Source organism: Sphingomonas mesophila, assembly GCF_003499275.1.
GTDB classification, from domain to species: domain Bacteria; phylum Pseudomonadota; class Alphaproteobacteria; order Sphingomonadales; family Sphingomonadaceae; genus Sphingomicrobium; species Sphingomicrobium mesophilum.
Window position 1 is genome coordinate 983,951 of sequence record NZ_QWDF01000001.1, and the last position, 18,076, is coordinate 1,002,026.

Here is an 18,076-nt window from a genome sequence, read left to right on the forward strand (position 1 = left end):
CGCGTTGGTCGGGACGAAGTCTCACATGGTTGAAGGTCGCAGCGATCAGGTCAACGGGACGCACGACCGTGCGCTTCGGCAACAATTCGACCGGAATTACGACCGGTTGATTTTGGACGCCGGAATTTTTGAAGCCGGCGATTATTACGAGCGCGCGCGCGAACGTTATTGGCAAACCCTCCGCTATTTCGACGCTCTCGATATTGCGCACCCGGCGACGATCCTTCAGGTTGGTGGCGGGCAACTCGCCATCCTGGCAAACAGGATATTCAAGGACGAGGCGACGGTTGGCGACGTTTCAAGCGACTATAGCGAGTCGGTGACGCGGGCCGGGCTGCCGTTCGTGCTGTGTAACCTGCTGAAAGACGACCCGGCCGACTTCCGGCAGCGCTTCGATGTCATCGCGCTGCTTGAGGTGATCGAGCATATGCCGCAACCGGGCTATGTGGTGCTGTCCAAAATCGCCATTTGGCTCAAACTGGGGGGATTGATCCTGATCACCACGCCCAACCTCTTCAGGCTGCGCAACCTTGCCCGGATGGTGGCCGGGCGAGACGTGTTCGACCGTTTTCTTTCTCCCGATCCGGGGCAGGAGCTGGGGCATCAGCTGGAATATTCGGCCGACCATCTGCGCTGGCAGATCGAGCGGGCCGGGCTGGAAGTGGTGACCCTGGCCCACGATCAGCTCGGCCAGTCCGGGCACTTCCCATTCGCGCGAATGGCGCGCCGGTTGACGGCACCGCTGCGGCTGCGGGACAAATGGAAGGAGGAGTTGGTGGCGGTGGCTAGGAAATCGAGACCCCAAGTGGGGCGTCTCGTTTAGCAATGGTAAGCTGATGCGCCTAACATTCATTCAATATGCTGGCGATTATCGCGAAGCTTATGCTCGGCTGACAGCAGGAGGGAAAGAGACTTATCAAGCCCAGCGCTATTCAGTTGATTTTGTGGGGTCACTTTCGCGATCTGCTGAAATCTCTGTGATTTGCGCTATGTCTGATGGTGAGTATGATGAGATACAGGGAAACGGCGTCCGAGCGATTGGTCTTGCAATGTCTTCGCGTCTTGAAGCGCGAGACTTGCTTGACGCTGTCGCCCGCACCCGTCCGGATCGCCTTATTCTAACGACGCCGATCCTGCCGATTGTTCGGTGGGCGAACGCTCGTGACATACGTCTACTAGCCGTGTTGGCCGATTCTTTCGAGCAACGGACGTGGCGCGCCATGCTGCGATATCGGCGTTTGGCGAAGTCGCTCAACGGACGCGCAGTGGAATTCGTAGCCAATCACGGAATAAATGCGTCAGTCTCCCTGTCAAGGATAGGCGTCAAGCCAAGCAAAATCGTGCCGTGGGACTGGCCCCCGTCACATCGCCCGGCAGACTTCACGCCGCGTAGAAGGCGTCGCGACTGCGCTTTCCGTTTGATCTACGTTGGCTCGGTTTCCCCAGCAAAAGGTGTCGAAGATTTGCTCCATGCCGTAGCGGCATTAAAGGCGCAGAAATTGTCGGTTTTACTTACAGTAATCGGCGAAGACTGCGGCAGTAAAATGCAAGCTAAAGCGGTCAAACTTGGTATCGCAGATGTAGTGCAGTTTTTGGGTCGACGCGCAAATGACGAAATTCCGAGTGCTATGCGAGAGGCGGACTGTGTCGTTATTCCTTCAAGGCATGAGTATCCAGAGGGCTTGCCTTTGACGATTTACGAAGCGCTTTCGACACACACGCCTATCATTGCATCCGATCATCCCATGTTTATTGGAGCTCTTAACCATCGCACTTCCGCATTAATATTCCCGGCGTCAAATGTACAAATGCTGGCTTCGGCAATCAGAGAACTGTCGCAAGACGACTCGCTTTATGAGCACCTTTCCGCCAATTCTGCCGAGGCGTGGCAAGGTCTTCAACTCCCCGTTCGCTGGGCCGACCTGATCGAAGCATGGATCTCCGACGACCCTGATCAACGAAAATGGATTTTAAATCACTCGCTCGCTTCGCAAAGTTACGCTGATCGGATCACGACGAATAGCCTACGCCGATACACCGTCTAAGGCTTTATCTCACTCCATTCTTCCGTTAGCTGACTACAGGATCTGATGTCGAAACTCATTAGCATTGCTCCGCTTACATCGCGTTTGCGATCGCGCATTAGCGGCGAGAATGATATCTTCGCACGCGCTGACCAGACGGTTGAGTTATCTCCTAATGGGACGAATCGTGCGATCGTTCCACTTTCGTTACCCGGCGAATTCGATCTGATTAGTGAAGCGCTCACCAAGGGTACACTGGGACTTCAAAGGCAATGGCTCTACGGAGAGAGAACTGAGCACGGCCCAACACTCGCCTTTCGTTATGATGACGCGATACTCGCGGACAATACCGTGTACGCAGGCGGGCGTCATTGGATATGTCGTCCACACGGGCACAAGCGGGCCCTTGTAATTGACGACTATGATGAGATCGAGAACGCGCAACTCTGTACTCACATCGCTTGCAACATCTTTTTCGGCCATTGGATTCGGGATGCGATGTGCATGGAATTGCTCGCCCACGAGCGGGGGCTGGTCCCGCTGAGCTTCACTTACGAACCATGGATGCATCAGGCAGGATATCGAACGCTCTTCGCCCTTCCCGGCTTCACCACTTCGACGGCTAGGGTCCGCAATCTGTGGATTGTAGATGACCGAGGGCTTAACTCCGGCTGGAGCAGGCGCTTTCTTGAATTGCGCGACCGTCTTCGCGCGACAACGTCGTCCGGCGGGCCATCGCATGTATTCCTTGCCCGCGGCAGACGCGGCGCTAACCGTAGCTTGATAAATGAAGGTCAGATAAAGGGACATCTCGAGCAAAATGGCTTTGCCGTCATTCACCCCGAGGAAATGGACCCGACTGAGATCGCTCATTCGCTGGCTTCGGCCAGGATTGCAGTTTCACAGGAAGGGTCTCATCTCAACCATGCCCAGTTTGCTCTTCCAAAGGGCGCTGCTCTGGTCGTCATCGAACCGCCGCACGGCGCCAACTTTTTCCATAAGTTGCTTACCGACGTATCTGGCGTTCGTTTCGCTTACGTGGTGGCTCAGGAACGCGAAAACGGATTCGAACTTGCGCCTGAGCGCCTAATGAGAACGCTCGACTTGGTTGATTGCGCATTGCGTTAGGCCCCTGCCCCCGTCCCCGTTGCGCCAGTGTCCGAGTTCAGCAGCGCAATCGTCCGGCAGGATCCCATTAGATATCGCTGGGAAGGGACCGTCCGCGTTTGATTGCAATAATCCCAGCAAGCCCAGCCGCGATCATCACCAGCAGCGCGGCGCGTGGGATGAACGATGTGAGCGCGAACATGACTGCTGCCGAGGCTATCGTCCCAAAGCAAAAGGCGGCCGCATCCAATTCCAGGCTGCCTCGCTCCAGATTCTGTCGGGCGAGCCATATTCGAGCTGACGGTATCACGAAAAATGCAACGAACATGACAAGACCAACGGAGCCGACGAGCAACGCAAAATACAGGTAGCTGTTAACGAAATCGACAATTCCTTCGCCCTGGATGAGATCTGACATCTGGGCGACGACGTCGCGATAGCTGTCGCCAAGCAACGGTCGCTCGCGAAATTCTTCCAGGCCTCGCCGCCAAAGTTGGGCGCGATAATCGACGCTGCCATCCGATGCGCTGCCGGTGCCGCCCCGGCTGAGAAGGCTGTAAACGAGTGCCCCAACACCCAGGACGGCCAAACTCAAGCTGATGGCGCCTGCCCTGCGAAGGCGGAAAACCATCATCGCGACAATTGCTACCGCGGCGCCGAGCCAGCCACCACGGGATTGGGGCGCTTGGAGACCGAAGCCGATCAGCCCGATGATTGCCCAATATGCCATCCGGCTGCGGAAGGCCCGATGTGAAACGAAGGCGGCGGCCAGGCCGATTACCAGGACGAACCCCATGGCGGTCGCTTCACCCATCGGTCCCTCGGCACGCAACAGGCCTTCCCGCATCTTCACGATCAGCTCGAGCGGCCCTCGAACGATGCCGTATTTGTCATTCAGCGCCGCATAGAGAGGCCAGAAACTTGCCCGTTCGTAGAGTACGACGACCGAGAGCATGGAGGCAGCCGCCGTCAGCCAGATGCACGCCCGATGGATGCGTTCCGGCGTCACAAGCGTCCGCGTGACGACGTAGTAGGAAAGACCCCATGAAACGCCGATGTAAGCGGTTTGTCGCAGCCAATGGGTGAATGACGTATCGCTTGCGCCGACGACGACGAGCAGGATGAGGACAAGAATCGCGGGAAGATCAACGATGAAGGGCAACTTTGGAGACTTGCCAGGACGAAGAAGCATTGCGACAAGTGCGCCTAATGCCAGGGAGCCTTGGGCGCCGAGCCCGAAGATTGGCACCGTGCCTGCGCGGAGATCCAAGGTTAGACCGGGAGTTGCCAGCAGCGCCACGAGCAGCACCAGCCCGATTTGTTCCCGTGTTCTCGCCAGCAATGGAACCGTGCCAATCAAAACCAAATGGAGAATCCATAGATTGGGCGCGAGGAAACAGGCCGCGGCGAGCCCGCTGAACAGTATGAAGGGTTTGAACCCTATCTCGCGCTTCAGAGGGCGTGCGATCAGAGCGTAGAAGATCGCGTAGCCAATCGCGATCATCGCTTCGAGGAACGCAAGATTCTTGAGCAGCGCGAAACTCAATGCCGGCCCGCACGGCGGCGAGGGTAAGCGGTCATGACACTAGCCCTGTTCCCACCGCGTTGATCGTACTTCCCGCAACGTAGCCTAGGGCGGCGGTAAGCAGGAAGGCGAATTCCTTGATCGGACGCAATATTCGGGCCTGCCCCAGCGCCCACCAGCAATAGAACTGGCCGACCGCCTGCATGCTTACCACGGCGACGACGAAACCGATTGGCCCGTGCCAAGCGTATAGTCCAGGTCCGGCGATGCCAAGCCATGCCACGCGCACCAGATTGAGGCGCAGGAAGTGGCGAACGCCGCCGACCGCAATCAGGGCGTCGCTGGCGATGGAGACCGGCAAGCTGAACAGCGCGACGATCGCGAGCAGTTGAAGATAGGGGACGGCGCCGAGATAGCGATCATCGTAGAGCAGTTCGATGATCAACGGGGCGCAGGCGATAAAGCCTCCCGCGGCAAGCATGTAGAGCAGGCGCAACGGACGGCCGGAGCCGTAATAGACGTCCGATATCCGGGCCGGACCGTCCCGCTGGGTTCGCGCGAACAAGGGGTAGAGGATCCGGCTGGAATAATTGCCGGTGACCTGGGCCGGGACCTGGGCGAGATTGGTCGCCAGCGAGTAAAGGCCGAACTGGCTCAGCGGGAAGAGGCGGGCAAGCACGACCTTGTCGATCTGGCTGAGCAGAATCTGGATGATGCTGGAACCGGCGATGTAGCGGCCGAACGCCCACAGGTCGCGCGCACGCTCGCCGCTCAGGCGCCAGCGCCGGCCGGCGTCCGGAAACATGGCGTAGCTGAGGAAGATCTTCAGCGCCGCCACAAAGAACATGGCCGCGATGATCGCCCAATAGCTCCGCCACCGATAGGCCAGGGCGATCGACAGCGGGATCGAGAGAAGGTGCGGAATAACGTCGAGTAGCGTCAGGCGGCGAATCATTCCCGAGCGCGCGGCCGTAGCGAACGCCAGGGATGTGAAGGCATCGAGCGCCAGATAGGCGCCGGACACGGCGAAGACCAATTGCAGCGCCGGCTTTCCGAAAAGATGGGCAAGAGGTGCGGACAGGAGCGCGATGGCGGCCGCGATAACGGCCCCGCGAATAAGACGCAGCGTCCATACTTCGTCGAGGAAACTCGCTTGCTCTCCCTCGTCGTGGCGGACGACGTAGGCCTGGAAGCCGACGTCCGACAGCATCACCGCGATGTAGAGGATCGAGGAAACAATCCCGACCACCCCAAAGTCCTCGGCTGTCAGCAAGCGGGTGAGGGCGACCGTGCTGACGATCCGCGCCAGATTGACGACGATGTTGCCGGCGATGACGAACGAGGTGCCGCGACCGAGCACGTCCTTTGCCTGCCGTGCGAGACGAGGTACCGAAATCACGAAACCAAATGCTTGGAACGATCGGTCAAGATCGAGATCGCTCTTGAGCCGGGACTCCGTACGCCACGGCATTGGCGGCAACATCGCGAAGCACGACGCTGCCTGCGCCGATGACCGCGCCGTTGCCGATGGTCACCGGACCAAGGATGTAGGTGCCCGGACCGATGTCAACGCCGCTGCCGAGGGTCGGCGCCCCTGGCTTCCGGTTCGTCCCAACGGTCACCTGATGCATGATGAGGCAGTTGGCGCCAATCTTCGCCTCGGGATGGATTACGATGCCGTTCGGATGCGGCATCAACAGGCCCCCACCGATCTGGCAGTTGATCGGGATATCGGCTCCAGTCACGACCGACCAAAAGCGATGACGCAGGACCCAGTAGCGGCGGAACCACCGGGCCGCTTGATAGCCCCGGACCGACTTTAAAAGCTGGCGAGAAGGATCCCAAAAACGCTGCAGCTCCTCGCGAGACCAATCAGGTTCCATCAGGCATGGTTAGCACAGGGTCAGCAAATTGTTGAAGGGGCGGAGGCATTAAAAGACGGAAACTATCGGGCGTTAGATTCTCGCCGTTTAACTCCACAACCCGAGACTTGCCCGGCGGCGTCGACCTTCTTTAGTCCGCGCGGCCCAAAAAATGCTAGGCTTGCTACCGCATGGCTTTGGAGCGCCTACGGATGAGTACTCCTCTGCAAACGTTTCGGAGCATTTTTGCAAATCTTCTGGTCGCACTCAGCGCCGCTTGCGGCGGCGAGCCCAGCTCAAGCGATCCAACGAAGACTGTGACACGTCAGTCTCCGGGTCGATGGCGGTTCGCGCCACTGGGGAGACCGGTGTGCGAAATCTTGGGATCAACTTGGGCAGTGCAAATTACTACAGCGAGAACGAAATTTCTTGAATCTGGCCATGGGCGATCGCTGGCGACTCGTTACCAATGGCTCCTGGGGCAGCATGCATCCCTCTCGCATCGACCCTGCGACGGGGGCTGTAAAGTGTCTCGCTCCGGGGGAGGGGCGAGCTTGATGCTGTCCCCGCAGGCGCACGCGACAGAGGACATTGCCATATACTGCAGTTTTGAGGGCGAAAGCCGACTCTCCGTTGGCGGAAGCGTAGAAGTTGCACCGCCTTTTCAATAGTTCCTCGTCCAACACGAACTGCCTTAACGCGAAATATACAGTATTTTCCGTGTCAGCGGTCAATCGTCATGGGCTACCAAATTGAGTGCTGTTTGAGAAAGTCTGACACCAGTGCGGCCCATTGCTGACGGTCGTAGCGCACCAAGCACGAGGCGACTTGATCCTGCGCAACTTCGTGGTCGGCCTTCCAATTCAAGTGCCGCTTTTCAATCAATCCAGCGAGTGCAGTAAAATCGCCCGGTGCACACTGAGCAACGCTCGGACTCTCCGTGTATTCTCTCGTGGCCTCGGATTCAGTGGTGACTACGGGAAGACCAAGAAGCTGAGAACCTACCAGTGTGATGTGCCCGCAGCAGGTAGTTCTCGACTTGAGGGGAACGACCATAGTCGTGGAGTCGACTGCAATCCTCCACGTTTGCTCAAGTGGCAAGTTACACATGAATCGAACATTGGGCGGTAGGTCGCCAGCAATGTTATGAGGCCGCGCCACAATCAGAAAGGGTATACCAGGCAATAGTTTTGCAGCTTTCAACAATGTTGCATAATCTCTGCCTTCCCCACCAACGGCCGCCACGTAAGACCTGCGCGCAAGCGGCGCGGGGTGGTCGCTAGGGCGAGGCGGATGCTGGGTCCAGTTGATGCGTTTGATCCGGGCGAGGTCCAGATTGAAATGATCCGAATAAAGCTTGCGCTCGAACTCTGAAAAAACGCAGAATTGAGTGACTTCTTTTAATGCTGCCTGAAAGTAATCGCGGCGTCGACCAACCGGCAGTTCAGTGAAGTTGAAGGAGAAGGCCAGATGAGGGGGTGTGCGGTGGAACGCGCGGCACGCTAGCGAGACTGCGGCGGTCATTGCTGGCAGATGCGAAATCAGCGCGGCGTCCTTTGCGGCCCACGCCGCCTCAACAGCAGCCCGGTAACGCGAGAGCCGCGGCTTTATGACAAGTCGCTCCAGCGTCGATTCAGGCAACCCTGAGAAGTCGACCCGCTGAACCCCGGTGGGAAGCTCAACGAACTCATCGCTTTTTGGAACGAGCTCACCAATGTTGATGACTCGCTGAACGGGTGACCTCGATAGCATCATTGACAGGGTGTCCTACAAAGATCTGCGATTCAGCGGTGAGCCACTAAGATTGCCCACCCGCCAATCCCCACGCCGGGGCGAAGATCGCAAGCTTCTCCACAGTTAGAATAGCTCCCGTCTTCCGTGCGCCCGATTGTCTTAGGATGGAAGTGCCAGCCGCTCCCCCGCCGAAGAAAGTGCTGCGAAAGGAGAATAGCCAACATTCGCCGCGAGATTTCGCAGGTTCGCGGGGTTGAAAATCATGAGATGACGGGGAGGCTCCAAGCCGCGCCAGTCAGCTCAAAAGAGTCTGTGGCCAAGTGCGTCCGAGTTCGGTGTAACCACTACTAGCCTCCCCCCGGTTCGAAGCAGGGCAAGGCATTTTCCAGCGTCTCTTTCGGCTGAGGCAAATGCTCGATTACGTTATTCATCACGATTGCGTCGAACGATCCCTTAGGAAAACTCTGCTCGAACAGGTCACCAACCCAGGCGTGCACTCCTGGAATTCGCTTTGCACGCTCCACCGCCTTTGCATAAGAGTCGACCGCTGAGCTAGCCAACCCGAACCAACGGCCTTTGCGAGTAGGTTCCCGCTCCCACAGCCGATTTCGAGAAGCTATCCAGCAAGCATATCCTCGAAATGGAAAATCGCCGTCAGATAGGCATGCTTGCGCCACGGCATAAGTTGAGCAAGCAGTCTCTTCGCAAGAGAACTTCCGTGGAACGGTAGACGTCCTGTGTCGCCGCTGTGAGCGTAGTAATTGTGATATAGCTTTGTAAGTTCTTCCGGCAGTGGCTGAGGATCAAGCCACAGGAATCGGCACTCAGGACATCGACGAAAATTCCAGCTGCCGGGGACGTCGAAAAAGCGGTCTTTAACACGAGCGTGGACGACCGCACCTTGCATCCCACAAAGCGCACAAGCGGCTTGCTATGTGGTACGAATTGCTTCGAGGGGATGGTTTTCGGGTATCATCAGGAACGCTTGATAGAAGGAGCGATTTTCGGTTGAAGGCTTCTCATTTCCGCGCGGTCCTTACCCAGGTTTTTTGGCGGGCAGCTAGGAGGCGTGCATAAATGGGGAGCTTCCACAGCACATACGCCGGCACCTTGAGAAGCGTGTTGAATGTGAGCAGCCTTTGACCTTCTGCGACCCAGGCAAGCAGGACGGTGAGAATAAGCGCGGCTAACACCATACCAAGTATCGTCACGGGCCACATTCCGGTCCCGAGCAAAGCGAGTATGCCGGCGAGCGCGCAAGATACGATGGTGACGACCAATAGCAGCGCTAAGGGAGGAACCAAGAGGTCTAGTGCTAGAATTGCCAAGTCGACTCGACGCTGCCGCAGTGCCTCACGCGCAAGTTTTAAGATGTTTCCCGGGGCGGACGATGTAGAGCCGTGTTCCCATCGCGTCCGTTGTGTCATCGTTGCTTCTCGGTTAGCCGGTTGGCTGCTCACGATCACGGCCTCACTCCACCCAATGCGGTGTCCCTGCTGCAACAGGGCAATACCGAGGTTGAGGTCCTCAACAATGTCATCGGTAGCGAGTGGAGCGGCCGACACCATGGACCAAGGGAAGGCCATGCCGGTCCCCTGCAACAAGGCCGCGGCGCCTAGGCGCGCCAGTCCGCGCTGTCGGACTACATTTCGAACTCGAAAAGCAAACGATGAGATGGCCACCAGTGCGTTGGTATCGGGGGGCGACTCCATCAGATAGGCGGCTTGTATTGCCACTCTTCGGACAGCCGCTTCCAGCGCCAAGCGCTGCAGACCACCAACCGCGATGCGGCAATCGGCGTCGATAATGATAACCACGTTCCGGGGACACTTCGCGAGCTCGTCGCATCCAAATGCCAAGGCGTAGCCCTTGCCCACGTTGTCCAGATCATTCCGCTCAATAACCCGCGCACCTGCAAGGCGAGCCTGATCTGCCGTGTCGTCCGTACAGTTGTCGGCAACCACTAATAGGTAATCGAGTGACCGAAGCTGTGCGCGGATGTGGGCGACCGTCGCGGCGATTCCATCGGCTTCGTCATGCGCCGGGACTATTACCGCGAAGGCCGGCGCATCGATGCATGGCGGCATTTGCAAGGGCGGCAGGGGTCGTAAGCCAAGCAAGCACTCGACCGCGAACACCAGAGCTGGAATCGCAAGGAGGGTTGCTGCGACGATTGCGAGCGTCAACCGGGATCCCCATCCTGCAGCATGTGCGCCAAAAGCTGCGCGGCGTTGTTGTCGATATTGTGCCGATGCGCAACTCGCCGTCGACCTTCCTCGCCTTTCCTTGCCAAGTCTTCCAAGGGTGCGTCGAGCGCCTCGGCCATCGCCTCGGCTAGGGCATCGACTGAGCCAGCGGGAACGACCCAGCCGCAGCTTTGGTCGACCAGCTCAGGAATCCCGGCTATCGCGGTCGCAATCACGGGGCGGCCGAGCGCAAGCGACTCCATGATGACAACCGGCAGCCCTTCGGCAAAGCTCGGCAGCACCATCGCCCGAGCCGCCTCGATTTCCCTCCGCACCTCTGTGTTGCTGAGCCAGCCGGTGATCGCCACCTGTTGGCTCAGACCACGTACCAGGATTTCGTGTTCAAGAATCTGCCGGAGCTCGCCATCGCCAACCAGGCGCAAGTCAAATTGCCGTTCTTGCAAAGCGAGGCGATGAGCAGCCTCGATCAGCAACGGCAAGCCTTTTTGTCCACTTAGTCGAGCGACGCAGACCAAACTCCTTCGAGCTGGAATTGGAACCATCGGTGCATTGAGGAAGGCGTCATCTATACCACAGCGGACGACAGTGATCCGGGCCCAGTCCTCTATCTTGGCCCAGCGCATCAACTGACTGCGCCCAAAATCCGAGACGCCGACAGTGAATGCCGAATCGGCGATTTTTTCAGCTAGCGACAGCGTTAAGGGGGAATCAAACTCGTCAGGACCGTGCACTGTGATGCTGTATGGAACTCCCGTCAGCAGACGAGCCAAGCGAGCGACGGCGGCAGGGTTGGTACCAAAGTGGGCGTGCACATGAGCAACTGACTGCCGCTGCAGGATCTCGGCAAGCCGGCAAGCCTCGGCGAGGTATGCCAAGTTCCGGAGAAAACCAGGACCTCCCATACGCGCCATTGCGATCGTCGCGCGGGTGGCCACGACGAACCCCTTGGTTCGGGTAAACGCGGCCCGCGCCATCGCTCGGAGCAGTCGGAACAAATCCTGGTGACCATCCAGGAGGACGATCGTTCGCTCGAGTTCCGCCGCATCGGCATCGTCAGGAAGCGGCTCGTTCGTCCTACGGATCGAGACGCGGACGATATCTACGCCGCGCTGGCTAAGTGCTGCTATCTCGCGTCGAATAAAGCTGTGGCTGACCTTAGGATACGCGTTCGAGAGATACGCGACAACTTGCTTAGGTGCAGCCTTATCTAAGTGCGTGTTCAATAGGCCCCCCGCCGCCCGACTACCGTCGCAACGGTGCGGATGAGGATGTAAAGGTCGAGCCAGACCGACCAATTCTCGATGTAGTGAAGGTCGTGTTCGAAGCGCTTTTGCAGCTGCTCCTCGGTCTGGGTTTCGCCGCGCCAGCCGCAGACCTGGGCCCAGCCGGTCATTCCCGGCCGGACGTTATGGCGCGAGGCGTAGCGTGCGATGACTTCGGAAAAGACGCGGCCGCCGGCGCGGGTCGAGGCCGCGTGCGGCCGCGGCCCGACCAGCGACATCTGGCCAAGCAGGACGTTGAACAGCTGCGGCAATTCGTCGAGGCTCGTGCGACGTAAGAAGGCGCCGACCTTCGTCACCCGGCTGTCGCCGCGCTGCGCCTGGACGATGTCGACTGCCTCGCAGCGGTCGGTGAACATGGTGCGAAATTTCCACACCATGAACGGCCGGTTATTGAAGCCTTCGCGCTGCTGGCAGAAGAACACCGGCCCGCGCGAGTTGAGCTTGATCGCGAGAGCCACGGCCACCATCACCGGGGCCGCACACAGCAGGATCAGCGTTCCGAGAAGGCGGTCCTCGATCCACTTCACGGCCTGGTCGAAGCCGGAAATGGGGCGTTCGAAGACCGTCACGACGGGAACCTCGCCGAGCAGCACCACGGTGCGTTGCGCAAAGACAAATCCGGCGATGTCCGGAGCCAAGCGAATGCGCACCGGAGTGAGCGCGATTTGCTCGACGATCTCGCGCAGCCGCTGTTCGGCCGACCACGGCAGGGCGACAATGACCTGGTCGATCCGCCCGCGACGAACGTCCTCGATCAGCTGGCTTGAGCCGCCGAGGATTGGGAGGCCGTGGGTCTGGGCATTGGCAGGCACGCGGTCGTCGTAGAAGCCGCGAATGGTCAAGGTGAGCTTCTCGTGCCCCAAGATGTAGTTGGCAAGTCGCGAGCCCTGCGGCCCGGCGCCGTAGATCGCGACATGCTGATTGAACACACCCTGCCGCTTCATGTGACGGGTCAACGGAGTGACCGCCGCCCGGGTCAAGGCGAGCCCGACAGCGCCAAGCCCGACGAACGTTAGGACCCAGGCGCGGGAGAAGTCTTCGGTGACCTTCAGCAGGAAGCCGACGGTGAGGAGCGCGACAGCGGTGACGATCCACGCCGTCAGGATCCGCCCGAGGGCCTTGCGCAGCGACAGCTGCGATTCGACATCGTTCGCGGCCAGCGATTCCGAAATGACGAGGTACATCACGCCTGCCATCATGGTCAGCCGGCCGTAATTCGCGGCCAATTCCTCGGCCACCCGCAAGTCGAAAATCTCGCTCGCCAAGCTGCTGGCGACGAATACCACGGCAAGCTCGAGCCCACGCGAGAACCAGCCGACGGTCGTCAGGCTGAGCGGCAAGCGGATGCCACTAGCCTCTTGCGCCGACGATCGCTCGGCCGTCAGACCAGACACTGACGCAACCCCACCCATTTACCCCGCCACTTTTGCGCGCCCCCACAGCGCGCCAGGTCTGTACATCGCGGCGGCCCGAGCTGGTCGTCGCATCAACATCAGACTCCGGCACCCTGCTTAATTGTCTCTTTAACACAAGCAAATAATTGATATGGTCTGATTTCTGGACAGCGGCCAGCGGCCCTAGGGCGAGCTGCGCGGGGGATTGCATGCTCTGCCAAAATGATTCCGCGTGCCGGGTGGCTGGCCACTGATGTCATCGACAGTCCCCGGCGCGGGCAACTCCGTGCAGTCCTCGTTGCGATCACTTGCCGACCGAGCCCGCTGGCTTGGGCCGCACTGGATCTTGTTGCTGGGCTTCGCCGCGCTGGCGCTACCGACCTTCTTCGATCTGGCGAACATCGTCTGGTCGACCGAGGATGGCGCGCACGGACCGATCATCCTTGCGTCGGGGCTGTGGTTGCTTGCGCGGCAATCTCCCGAGCTTGCCAAGGCCGCGCAGTCCCCTCCCCTTTGGCTTGCAATAGGCGCGCTGGGCAGTGCGTTGCTGGTCTATCTGTTTGGGCGACTGGTTGGCGTTATCGGAATCGAAACCGGCGGCCTGATGCTCAGCGTCGTGGCGCTGGTCTTCGCGTTCGGCGGCACGCCCGCGCTGCGGGCCGCCTGGTTTCCCTTATTCTATCTCGCTTTTCTGGTCCCACTCCCCGACACCGTCGTGGCTTTGCTGACCCAGCCGATGAAGCTCGGCATTTCGAACGCCGCGACCCAGCTTCTGCAAGCGGTCGGCTATCCGATCGCGAATACCGGAGTTACCCTGCAGGTCGGGCCGTATGAGCTTCTCGTCGCGCAAGCCTGCTCGGGGCTAAACACCGTGATCAGCCTGTCGGCCGTTGGTTTGCTCTACATCTATCTGCTGCACCGCACCGACTGGCGCTATGCGATGCTGCTGCTGCTGTTCGTCCTGCCCGCTGCGATTCTGGCAAACTTCGTCAGGGTTCTCCTCCTGATCCTCCTGACCTATCACGCCGGCGACGGCGTTGCTCAAGGGTTCCTCCACAACGCGGCCGGGATCTTCACGTTCGCTATTGCGCTAGGCACGGTGTTCGTGATCGACCATTTGCTCGCGCCCGTGCGCGCTCGCTGGGCCCGGCGGTGAGCGAACGCGTGTCCGGCCCGGCGCTGACTCGTCGGAGCATCATCCTCGGCGGGATGAGCCTGGCGACCGCAGTTGGCGCGGCCGGCCTGGCTATGCGGGCGCGTACGCAAACCCCGGTCGAGCGCCCGCTCGGCGGCGAGCTCCCCTCTCGGATCGGTGACTGGGTGGAGGCCGAAGAAGGCGGCATCGTGCGGCCGGCGGAAGGCGCCAAGGATAGTATCTACGACCAGGAAGTAAGTCGCGTCTTCCTCGCGCCCGACCGGCCCGGCATCATGCTGCTGGTCGCCTATGGCAGCACCCAAAGCGACACGCTTCAGGTTCATCGACCGGAATTCTGCTATCCTGCCGCCGGATTTGAGATCCGGGACCGGCAATCCGTCAGCCAGCTTGTCGCGCCGGGTGTCAGTGTGCCTGCGACTTTCTTCACTGCCGTTCGCGGTGAGCGGACCGAGCAGGTGCTGTATTGGGTTCGGCTGGGCAGGCACTTTCCGGCTTCCTGGGCCCGCCAGCATCTCGCGCGGATCGAGAACAGCTTGCAGGGCGTCGTCACCGACGGCATCCTGGTACGAGCTTCGGTTATCGATATCGACGCCGCAAGATCGCGGGCGCTGCTAAGCAAGTTTCTGGCCGGACTAAGTCGTGACGCGTCTCCGGTGGGCCGGCAAGCCTTGATCGGCCGGCCCGAATAGTCAGGATTTGGCGCTGTCGAGCGGCCGTAGAGTCCACTGGATGAAGGCGAGGACGCCGACCAGCGCAATCACCGCAGCAAGATGATTTTCCTCGTTGCCGAGGTAATTGACGAACGCCAGCCCCACACCTGCCAAGAGATAGTGAACCAGGCTGTCGCCGGGTTGCTCGCTGGCGGAGCGCTGCAGGAAAAGCACGACCAGCCCGGCAAAAATCGCCACGGTGATCCAATCGTATACAGTCTCCACGCGCACCCCCTGGGAAAATCCGGAAAAGCTTTGACGTTTCGCGGGTTATCAACCTAAGTTCGCATTTATATGGCGAGAGCGTCAAGCTCGCGTAACCCGGGGGTCTGTGTGTCGAAGAGTTTTTTGCGCGCGTCTGTTGCGATCATTCTGAGCGTTGCCGTCGCGGGCTGCGGCGATCAAGGCAAAGCGGGGCCATCGGGTCAGGTGGTTGCCGAGGTAGACGGTGAAGAAATCACCTTGTCCGAGCTCAACAGCGAGATGCTTGCTAACAATCTCGGGAAGGAATCCGAAGACCCTGCGGTGCGGCAAGCAACCGTCCAGCGCCTGATTGCGCGCAAGATGCTGGTCAAAGCGGCTCGAGAGGCTGGATTGCATAAGACCAGCCAATTTATCCTGTCGCGCCAACGGGCCGAGGAAAATGAGCTCGCCGGAATGGCTCAGCAAGAAGTGATGAGCAAAATTGAACCCCCCAGCCGTGAGGAGGCGCTGAAGTTCATCAAGGACAATCCGGCGATCTTCGACAACCGCAAGCTGATGATCCTCGAGCAGATCCGCTTTCCGCAGCCGGCTAATGCCAATGACGTGAAATTCCTCGAGCGGGCCAAGTCGCTTAACGAGGTTGCGGAATTGCTGAAGCAGGCCGCGATCCGCTACGAGCGCACGCCGACCGTCTTCGACACCACAAGCGTGGCCCGCGAATTGGCGGATCGGATCGACAGTCTTCCGCCAGGCGAAGTGTTCATTATTTCAACTGGCCAGCTCGTTCTTGCGAGTGTAATCCGCGAAAAGCAGCCGGCTGCGATCCCGGTGGAGGCGCGCATTCAATATGCTAGCCAGATTCTCCAGCAACGGCGGGTCAGCGAGGCCATCGAGAAGCAGGTTGCGCAGCTGAAGTCGAAGGCGAAAATCAGCTATCAACCGGGCTTCGGACCGAAGTCGCCTGAAAAACCGACCAGCTAGACTCGGCACAGGTTCCGCCAGTTAGCGTCAAGACGGGGCGATGCTTGCCCGCGCCCGCCTGCGCACGCTGAGACCCCAGAAAGATCCCAAACTATTCGGCGCCGGCACTCCTCGCGGAATGCCGACGCCGATGTCGTGTAGTACGACCCACTTCTATCGCGCGGGTCATGCTACGAAATGCTTAGGCGGTGACCGTCCGCAGCTGGTTGCGCCGGCGCATCTGGAAACCGATCGCTCCGAACCCAAGAAGCAGCATCGCCCAAATCTCGGGCTCAGGGACCGCGGCGATCGTCAGCGACCGAAGGCGATACCCATCTGCGGTGTCGCGCGTTGACGTGAACAAATACCGGGAGAACCCCGAGACGGCGGGATTGAAGACCAGGCTGTATTGCGTCAGCCCTGCGTTTGTCAGCGTCGAGGTAAAACCAGCTCCGCCGGTGGCAATAAAGTTATTAAAGCCGAGAAAATCGAGCGTCCCATTGAGCGCCACACCGTAAATCCCGAGCGTATCGTCCAAGTCGACGATGTTCAGAACCGCGTTGGAGATACTGATGTTGCTCCCTCCCGTGAAGTTGAGGAGGAGCGCCTCATTGGTGCTTCCGTTGGTATCGACTTGAGGGCACTCGCCGCTCGTTCCTGCTGCACTTCCGCCTTCGGTGCATACGCCGATACCATTCACACTGCGGCTCAGCTGCGTGCTGCTAGTCAGAGACGAGAGGTTCATCCCGTCGAGTAAAGAAGGTGCCCCAGTGTACGTATAGGCAGTAGCAGTAACTCCCAACGAACCCGAAGATGTGGAATACGACGGCACGACTGCCGTGGTGCCGGTGAAATTCAGTGTTGTGGCAGCCATCGCCGGCGACGTGAACGCCAGGGATGCCGCCAGCACAATGTGCCTGACTCGCGTCTTCATGCCTGTTCTCCTACTCCTGTGCGCAGGCTCAGCCCTGCGTGCAGCTCCAAAGCGCCGACGGGAGCCATCCCCCGTCATACCGCCACAGCAAAACGCCGCCGCGAGCGGCGCATTTGCATTCCAATGAATCCGAACCCGATCAGCATCATTGCCCAGGTGGCCGGCTCAGGCACGGCCGCGACCGTCATCGCTGCGAGGCGGTACCCGTCGCCCCTGGTGGGAAGGCTGCTGTTGGTCGTGGTCGTGAAAAAGTAGCGCGAATATCCCTGAAGCGCGGGCGTGAAGGTCAGCACGTGCTGGGTGTTGGTATTGCTGCCGATCTTCGCCACCGTGAACCCGTTGGTAGGGTTCATGATCGTTCCGGCAAAGCCGAGGAAGGCCAGGTTGCCAAGGGTGCTGACGCCGTAGATGCCGAGCGTGTCGTACTGGTCGACCCGATTGAGCACGGTGCCCAGCAGATTGACCGTGGGCGCACCGGTAAAGGTCAGCAGCAGGCCTTCGTTGTAATTGGTGACTTTCTTGCTTTGTTCGTCGGCACTGTCGACCTCGGGGCAGCCTTCGCTGTTACCCTGCGGCCCGCCAGTTTCTCCGCTCGAGCAGACGCCGACTCCACGGTCGCTATAGCTCAGGATCGAGGAGCTGAAGGTCGGCGAGCCGATATTCGACCCGCCAAGCGTGGCCGGGTTGACCCCGTTGGCAAAAGTGTAGGCGCTTAAGGCAACGGTAACGCCGCCTGACGAGAACGTCATTGGCGAGCTGGTCGTGCCGGCCTTCGACTGCTGGGTGAAGTCCAATAGTTCGGCGGAAGCCGGTGCGGATCCGAGCGCAAGGATTGCAACAATGCAGACGAAGCGACTCAACAACGCAATAACTCCCCGCCTGGCGAATCACACGAACACATGATCCACACAGTTCATCCGGAGCCGCGCAAACGGTCCGAATCTCAAATATCGAGGGTACCCAGAAACGCCCCCAT

17 protein-coding genes are annotated in these 18,076 nt (G+C 59.5%); 6 read left to right on the forward strand and 11 right to left on the reverse strand.

The window, feature by feature from the left end; all coding sequences use genetic code 11:
* Window positions 1-25 precede the first annotated feature (25 nt).
* The 3 genes from D0Z60_RS05110 to D0Z60_RS05120 are packed head-to-tail and all read left to right on the forward strand — an operon-like array spanning window position 26 to window position 3,152.
* A complete protein-coding gene (locus D0Z60_RS05110; protein ID WP_118857252.1) occupies window positions 26-823 on the forward strand; it encodes a methyltransferase domain-containing protein in 798 nt (265 codons plus the stop codon).
* A gap of 13 nt (window positions 824-836) precedes the next feature.
* Window positions 837-2,045 carry a glycosyltransferase family 4 protein gene (locus D0Z60_RS05115; RefSeq protein ID WP_118857253.1) on the forward strand — a complete coding sequence of 403 codons (1,209 nt, stop codon included), beginning with the start codon at window positions 837-839 and terminating at the stop codon, window positions 2,043-2,045.
* Window positions 2,046-2,090: 45 nt separating this feature from the next.
* A complete protein-coding gene (locus tag D0Z60_RS05120) occupies window positions 2,091-3,152 on the forward strand; it encodes a glycosyltransferase 61 family protein (RefSeq protein WP_118857254.1) in 1,062 nt (353 codons plus the stop codon).
* A gap of 67 nt (window positions 3,153-3,219) precedes the next feature.
* Here the strand turns inward: D0Z60_RS05120 and D0Z60_RS05125 are convergent, their stop codons facing one another.
* From D0Z60_RS05125 to D0Z60_RS05155, 8 genes are all read right to left on the reverse strand, one after another.
* Complete coding sequence (locus D0Z60_RS05125) at window positions 3,220-4,677, reverse strand: O-antigen ligase family protein (RefSeq protein WP_118857255.1); 1,458 nt, start codon at window positions 4,675-4,677, stop codon at window positions 3,220-3,222.
* 31 nt (window positions 4,678-4,708) lie between these two features.
* Window positions 4,709-6,127, reverse strand: a complete 1,419-nt coding sequence (locus D0Z60_RS05130) for an oligosaccharide flippase family protein (protein ID WP_205421036.1) — start codon at window positions 6,125-6,127, stop codon at window positions 4,709-4,711.
* On the reverse strand, window positions 6,081-6,539 hold the full coding sequence (locus D0Z60_RS05135) for a serine O-acetyltransferase (protein ID WP_118857257.1): 459 nt from the start codon (window positions 6,537-6,539) through the stop codon (window positions 6,081-6,083). The genes D0Z60_RS05130 and D0Z60_RS05135 overlap by 47 nt, the downstream gene beginning before the upstream one ends.
* Window positions 6,540-7,262: 723 nt before the next feature.
* Complete coding sequence (locus D0Z60_RS11655; RefSeq protein WP_162888088.1) at window positions 7,263-8,273, reverse strand: glycosyltransferase family 4 protein; 1,011 nt, start codon at window positions 8,271-8,273, stop codon at window positions 7,263-7,265.
* 326 nt (window positions 8,274-8,599) lie between these two features.
* The gene (locus D0Z60_RS12085; protein WP_420822777.1) at window positions 8,600-8,929 is read right to left on the reverse strand and encodes a class I SAM-dependent methyltransferase; all 330 of its coding nucleotides are present in this window, start codon (window positions 8,927-8,929) and stop codon (window positions 8,600-8,602) included.
* 342 nt (window positions 8,930-9,271) lie between these two features.
* The gene (locus D0Z60_RS05145; RefSeq protein ID WP_240325547.1) at window positions 9,272-10,438 is read right to left on the reverse strand and encodes a glycosyltransferase family 2 protein; all 1,167 of its coding nucleotides are present in this window, start codon (window positions 10,436-10,438) and stop codon (window positions 9,272-9,274) included.
* Window positions 10,435-11,682, reverse strand: coding sequence for a glycosyltransferase (locus D0Z60_RS05150; RefSeq protein ID WP_118857260.1), 1,248 nt, complete (start codon window positions 11,680-11,682; stop codon window positions 10,435-10,437). Before D0Z60_RS05150 ends, D0Z60_RS05145 begins: the two co-directional genes overlap by 4 nt.
* A complete protein-coding gene (locus D0Z60_RS05155; RefSeq protein WP_162888090.1) occupies window positions 11,679-13,136 on the reverse strand; it encodes an undecaprenyl-phosphate glucose phosphotransferase in 1,458 nt (485 codons plus the stop codon). Before D0Z60_RS05155 ends, D0Z60_RS05150 begins: the two co-directional genes overlap by 4 nt.
* A gap of 253 nt (window positions 13,137-13,389) precedes the next feature.
* Between D0Z60_RS05155 and xrtV the strand changes: the two genes are divergently transcribed.
* Together xrtV and epsI are read left to right on the forward strand one after the other, a co-directional pair.
* The gene (gene xrtV, locus D0Z60_RS05160; protein WP_118857262.1) at window positions 13,390-14,292 is read left to right on the forward strand and encodes an exosortase V; all 903 of its coding nucleotides are present in this window, start codon (window positions 13,390-13,392) and stop codon (window positions 14,290-14,292) included.
* Window positions 14,289-14,981 carry an exosortase-associated protein EpsI, V-type gene (gene epsI, locus D0Z60_RS05165; RefSeq protein ID WP_118857263.1) on the forward strand — a complete coding sequence of 231 codons (693 nt, stop codon included), beginning with the start codon at window positions 14,289-14,291 and terminating at the stop codon, window positions 14,979-14,981. The genes xrtV and epsI overlap by 4 nt, the downstream gene beginning before the upstream one ends.
* On the opposite strand, the gene D0Z60_RS05170 is transcribed toward epsI, so the two are convergent.
* On the reverse strand, window positions 14,982-15,227 hold the full coding sequence (locus D0Z60_RS05170) for an XrtV sorting system accessory protein (protein WP_118857264.1): 246 nt from the start codon (window positions 15,225-15,227) through the stop codon (window positions 14,982-14,984).
* 108 nt (window positions 15,228-15,335) lie between these two features.
* On the opposite strand from D0Z60_RS05170, the gene D0Z60_RS05175 reads away from it, so the two are divergent.
* A complete protein-coding gene (locus tag D0Z60_RS05175) occupies window positions 15,336-16,187 on the forward strand; it encodes a SurA N-terminal domain-containing protein (RefSeq protein WP_162888092.1) in 852 nt (283 codons plus the stop codon).
* A gap of 181 nt (window positions 16,188-16,368) precedes the next feature.
* Here the strand turns inward: D0Z60_RS05175 and D0Z60_RS05180 are convergent, their stop codons facing one another.
* The gene (locus D0Z60_RS05180; RefSeq protein ID WP_240325548.1) at window positions 16,369-17,100 is read right to left on the reverse strand and encodes a PEPxxWA-CTERM sorting domain-containing protein; all 732 of its coding nucleotides are present in this window, start codon (window positions 17,098-17,100) and stop codon (window positions 16,369-16,371) included.
* Between the two features lie 74 nt (window positions 17,101-17,174).
* Window positions 17,175-17,963, reverse strand: coding sequence for a PEPxxWA-CTERM sorting domain-containing protein (locus tag D0Z60_RS11895; protein WP_240325549.1), 789 nt, complete (start codon window positions 17,961-17,963; stop codon window positions 17,175-17,177).
* Between the last annotated feature and the right edge of the window lie 113 nt (window positions 17,964-18,076).

Coding starts and splice junctions, on each gene's coding strand:
- D0Z60_RS05110 (WP_118857252.1), top strand. CDS start 26: ATGGTTGAAGGTCGCAGCGATCAGGTCAACGGGACGCACGACCGTGCG.
- D0Z60_RS05115 (WP_118857253.1), top strand. CDS start 837: ATGCGCCTAACATTCATTCAATATGCTGGCGATTATCGCGAAGCTTAT.
- D0Z60_RS05120 (WP_118857254.1), top strand. CDS start 2,091: ATGTCGAAACTCATTAGCATTGCTCCGCTTACATCGCGTTTGCGATCG.
- D0Z60_RS05130 (WP_205421036.1), bottom strand. CDS start 6,127: ATGCCGTGGCGTACGGAGTCCCGGCTCAAGAGCGATCTCGATCTTGAC.
- D0Z60_RS05135 (WP_118857257.1), bottom strand. CDS start 6,539: ATGGAACCTGATTGGTCTCGCGAGGAGCTGCAGCGTTTTTGGGATCCT.
- D0Z60_RS11655 (WP_162888088.1), bottom strand. CDS start 8,273: ATGATGCTATCGAGGTCACCCGTTCAGCGAGTCATCAACATTGGTGAG.
- xrtV (WP_118857262.1), top strand. CDS start 13,390: ATGTCATCGACAGTCCCCGGCGCGGGCAACTCCGTGCAGTCCTCGTTG.
- D0Z60_RS05180 (WP_240325548.1), bottom strand. CDS start 17,100: ATGAAGACGCGAGTCAGGCACATTGTGCTGGCGGCATCCCTGGCGTTC.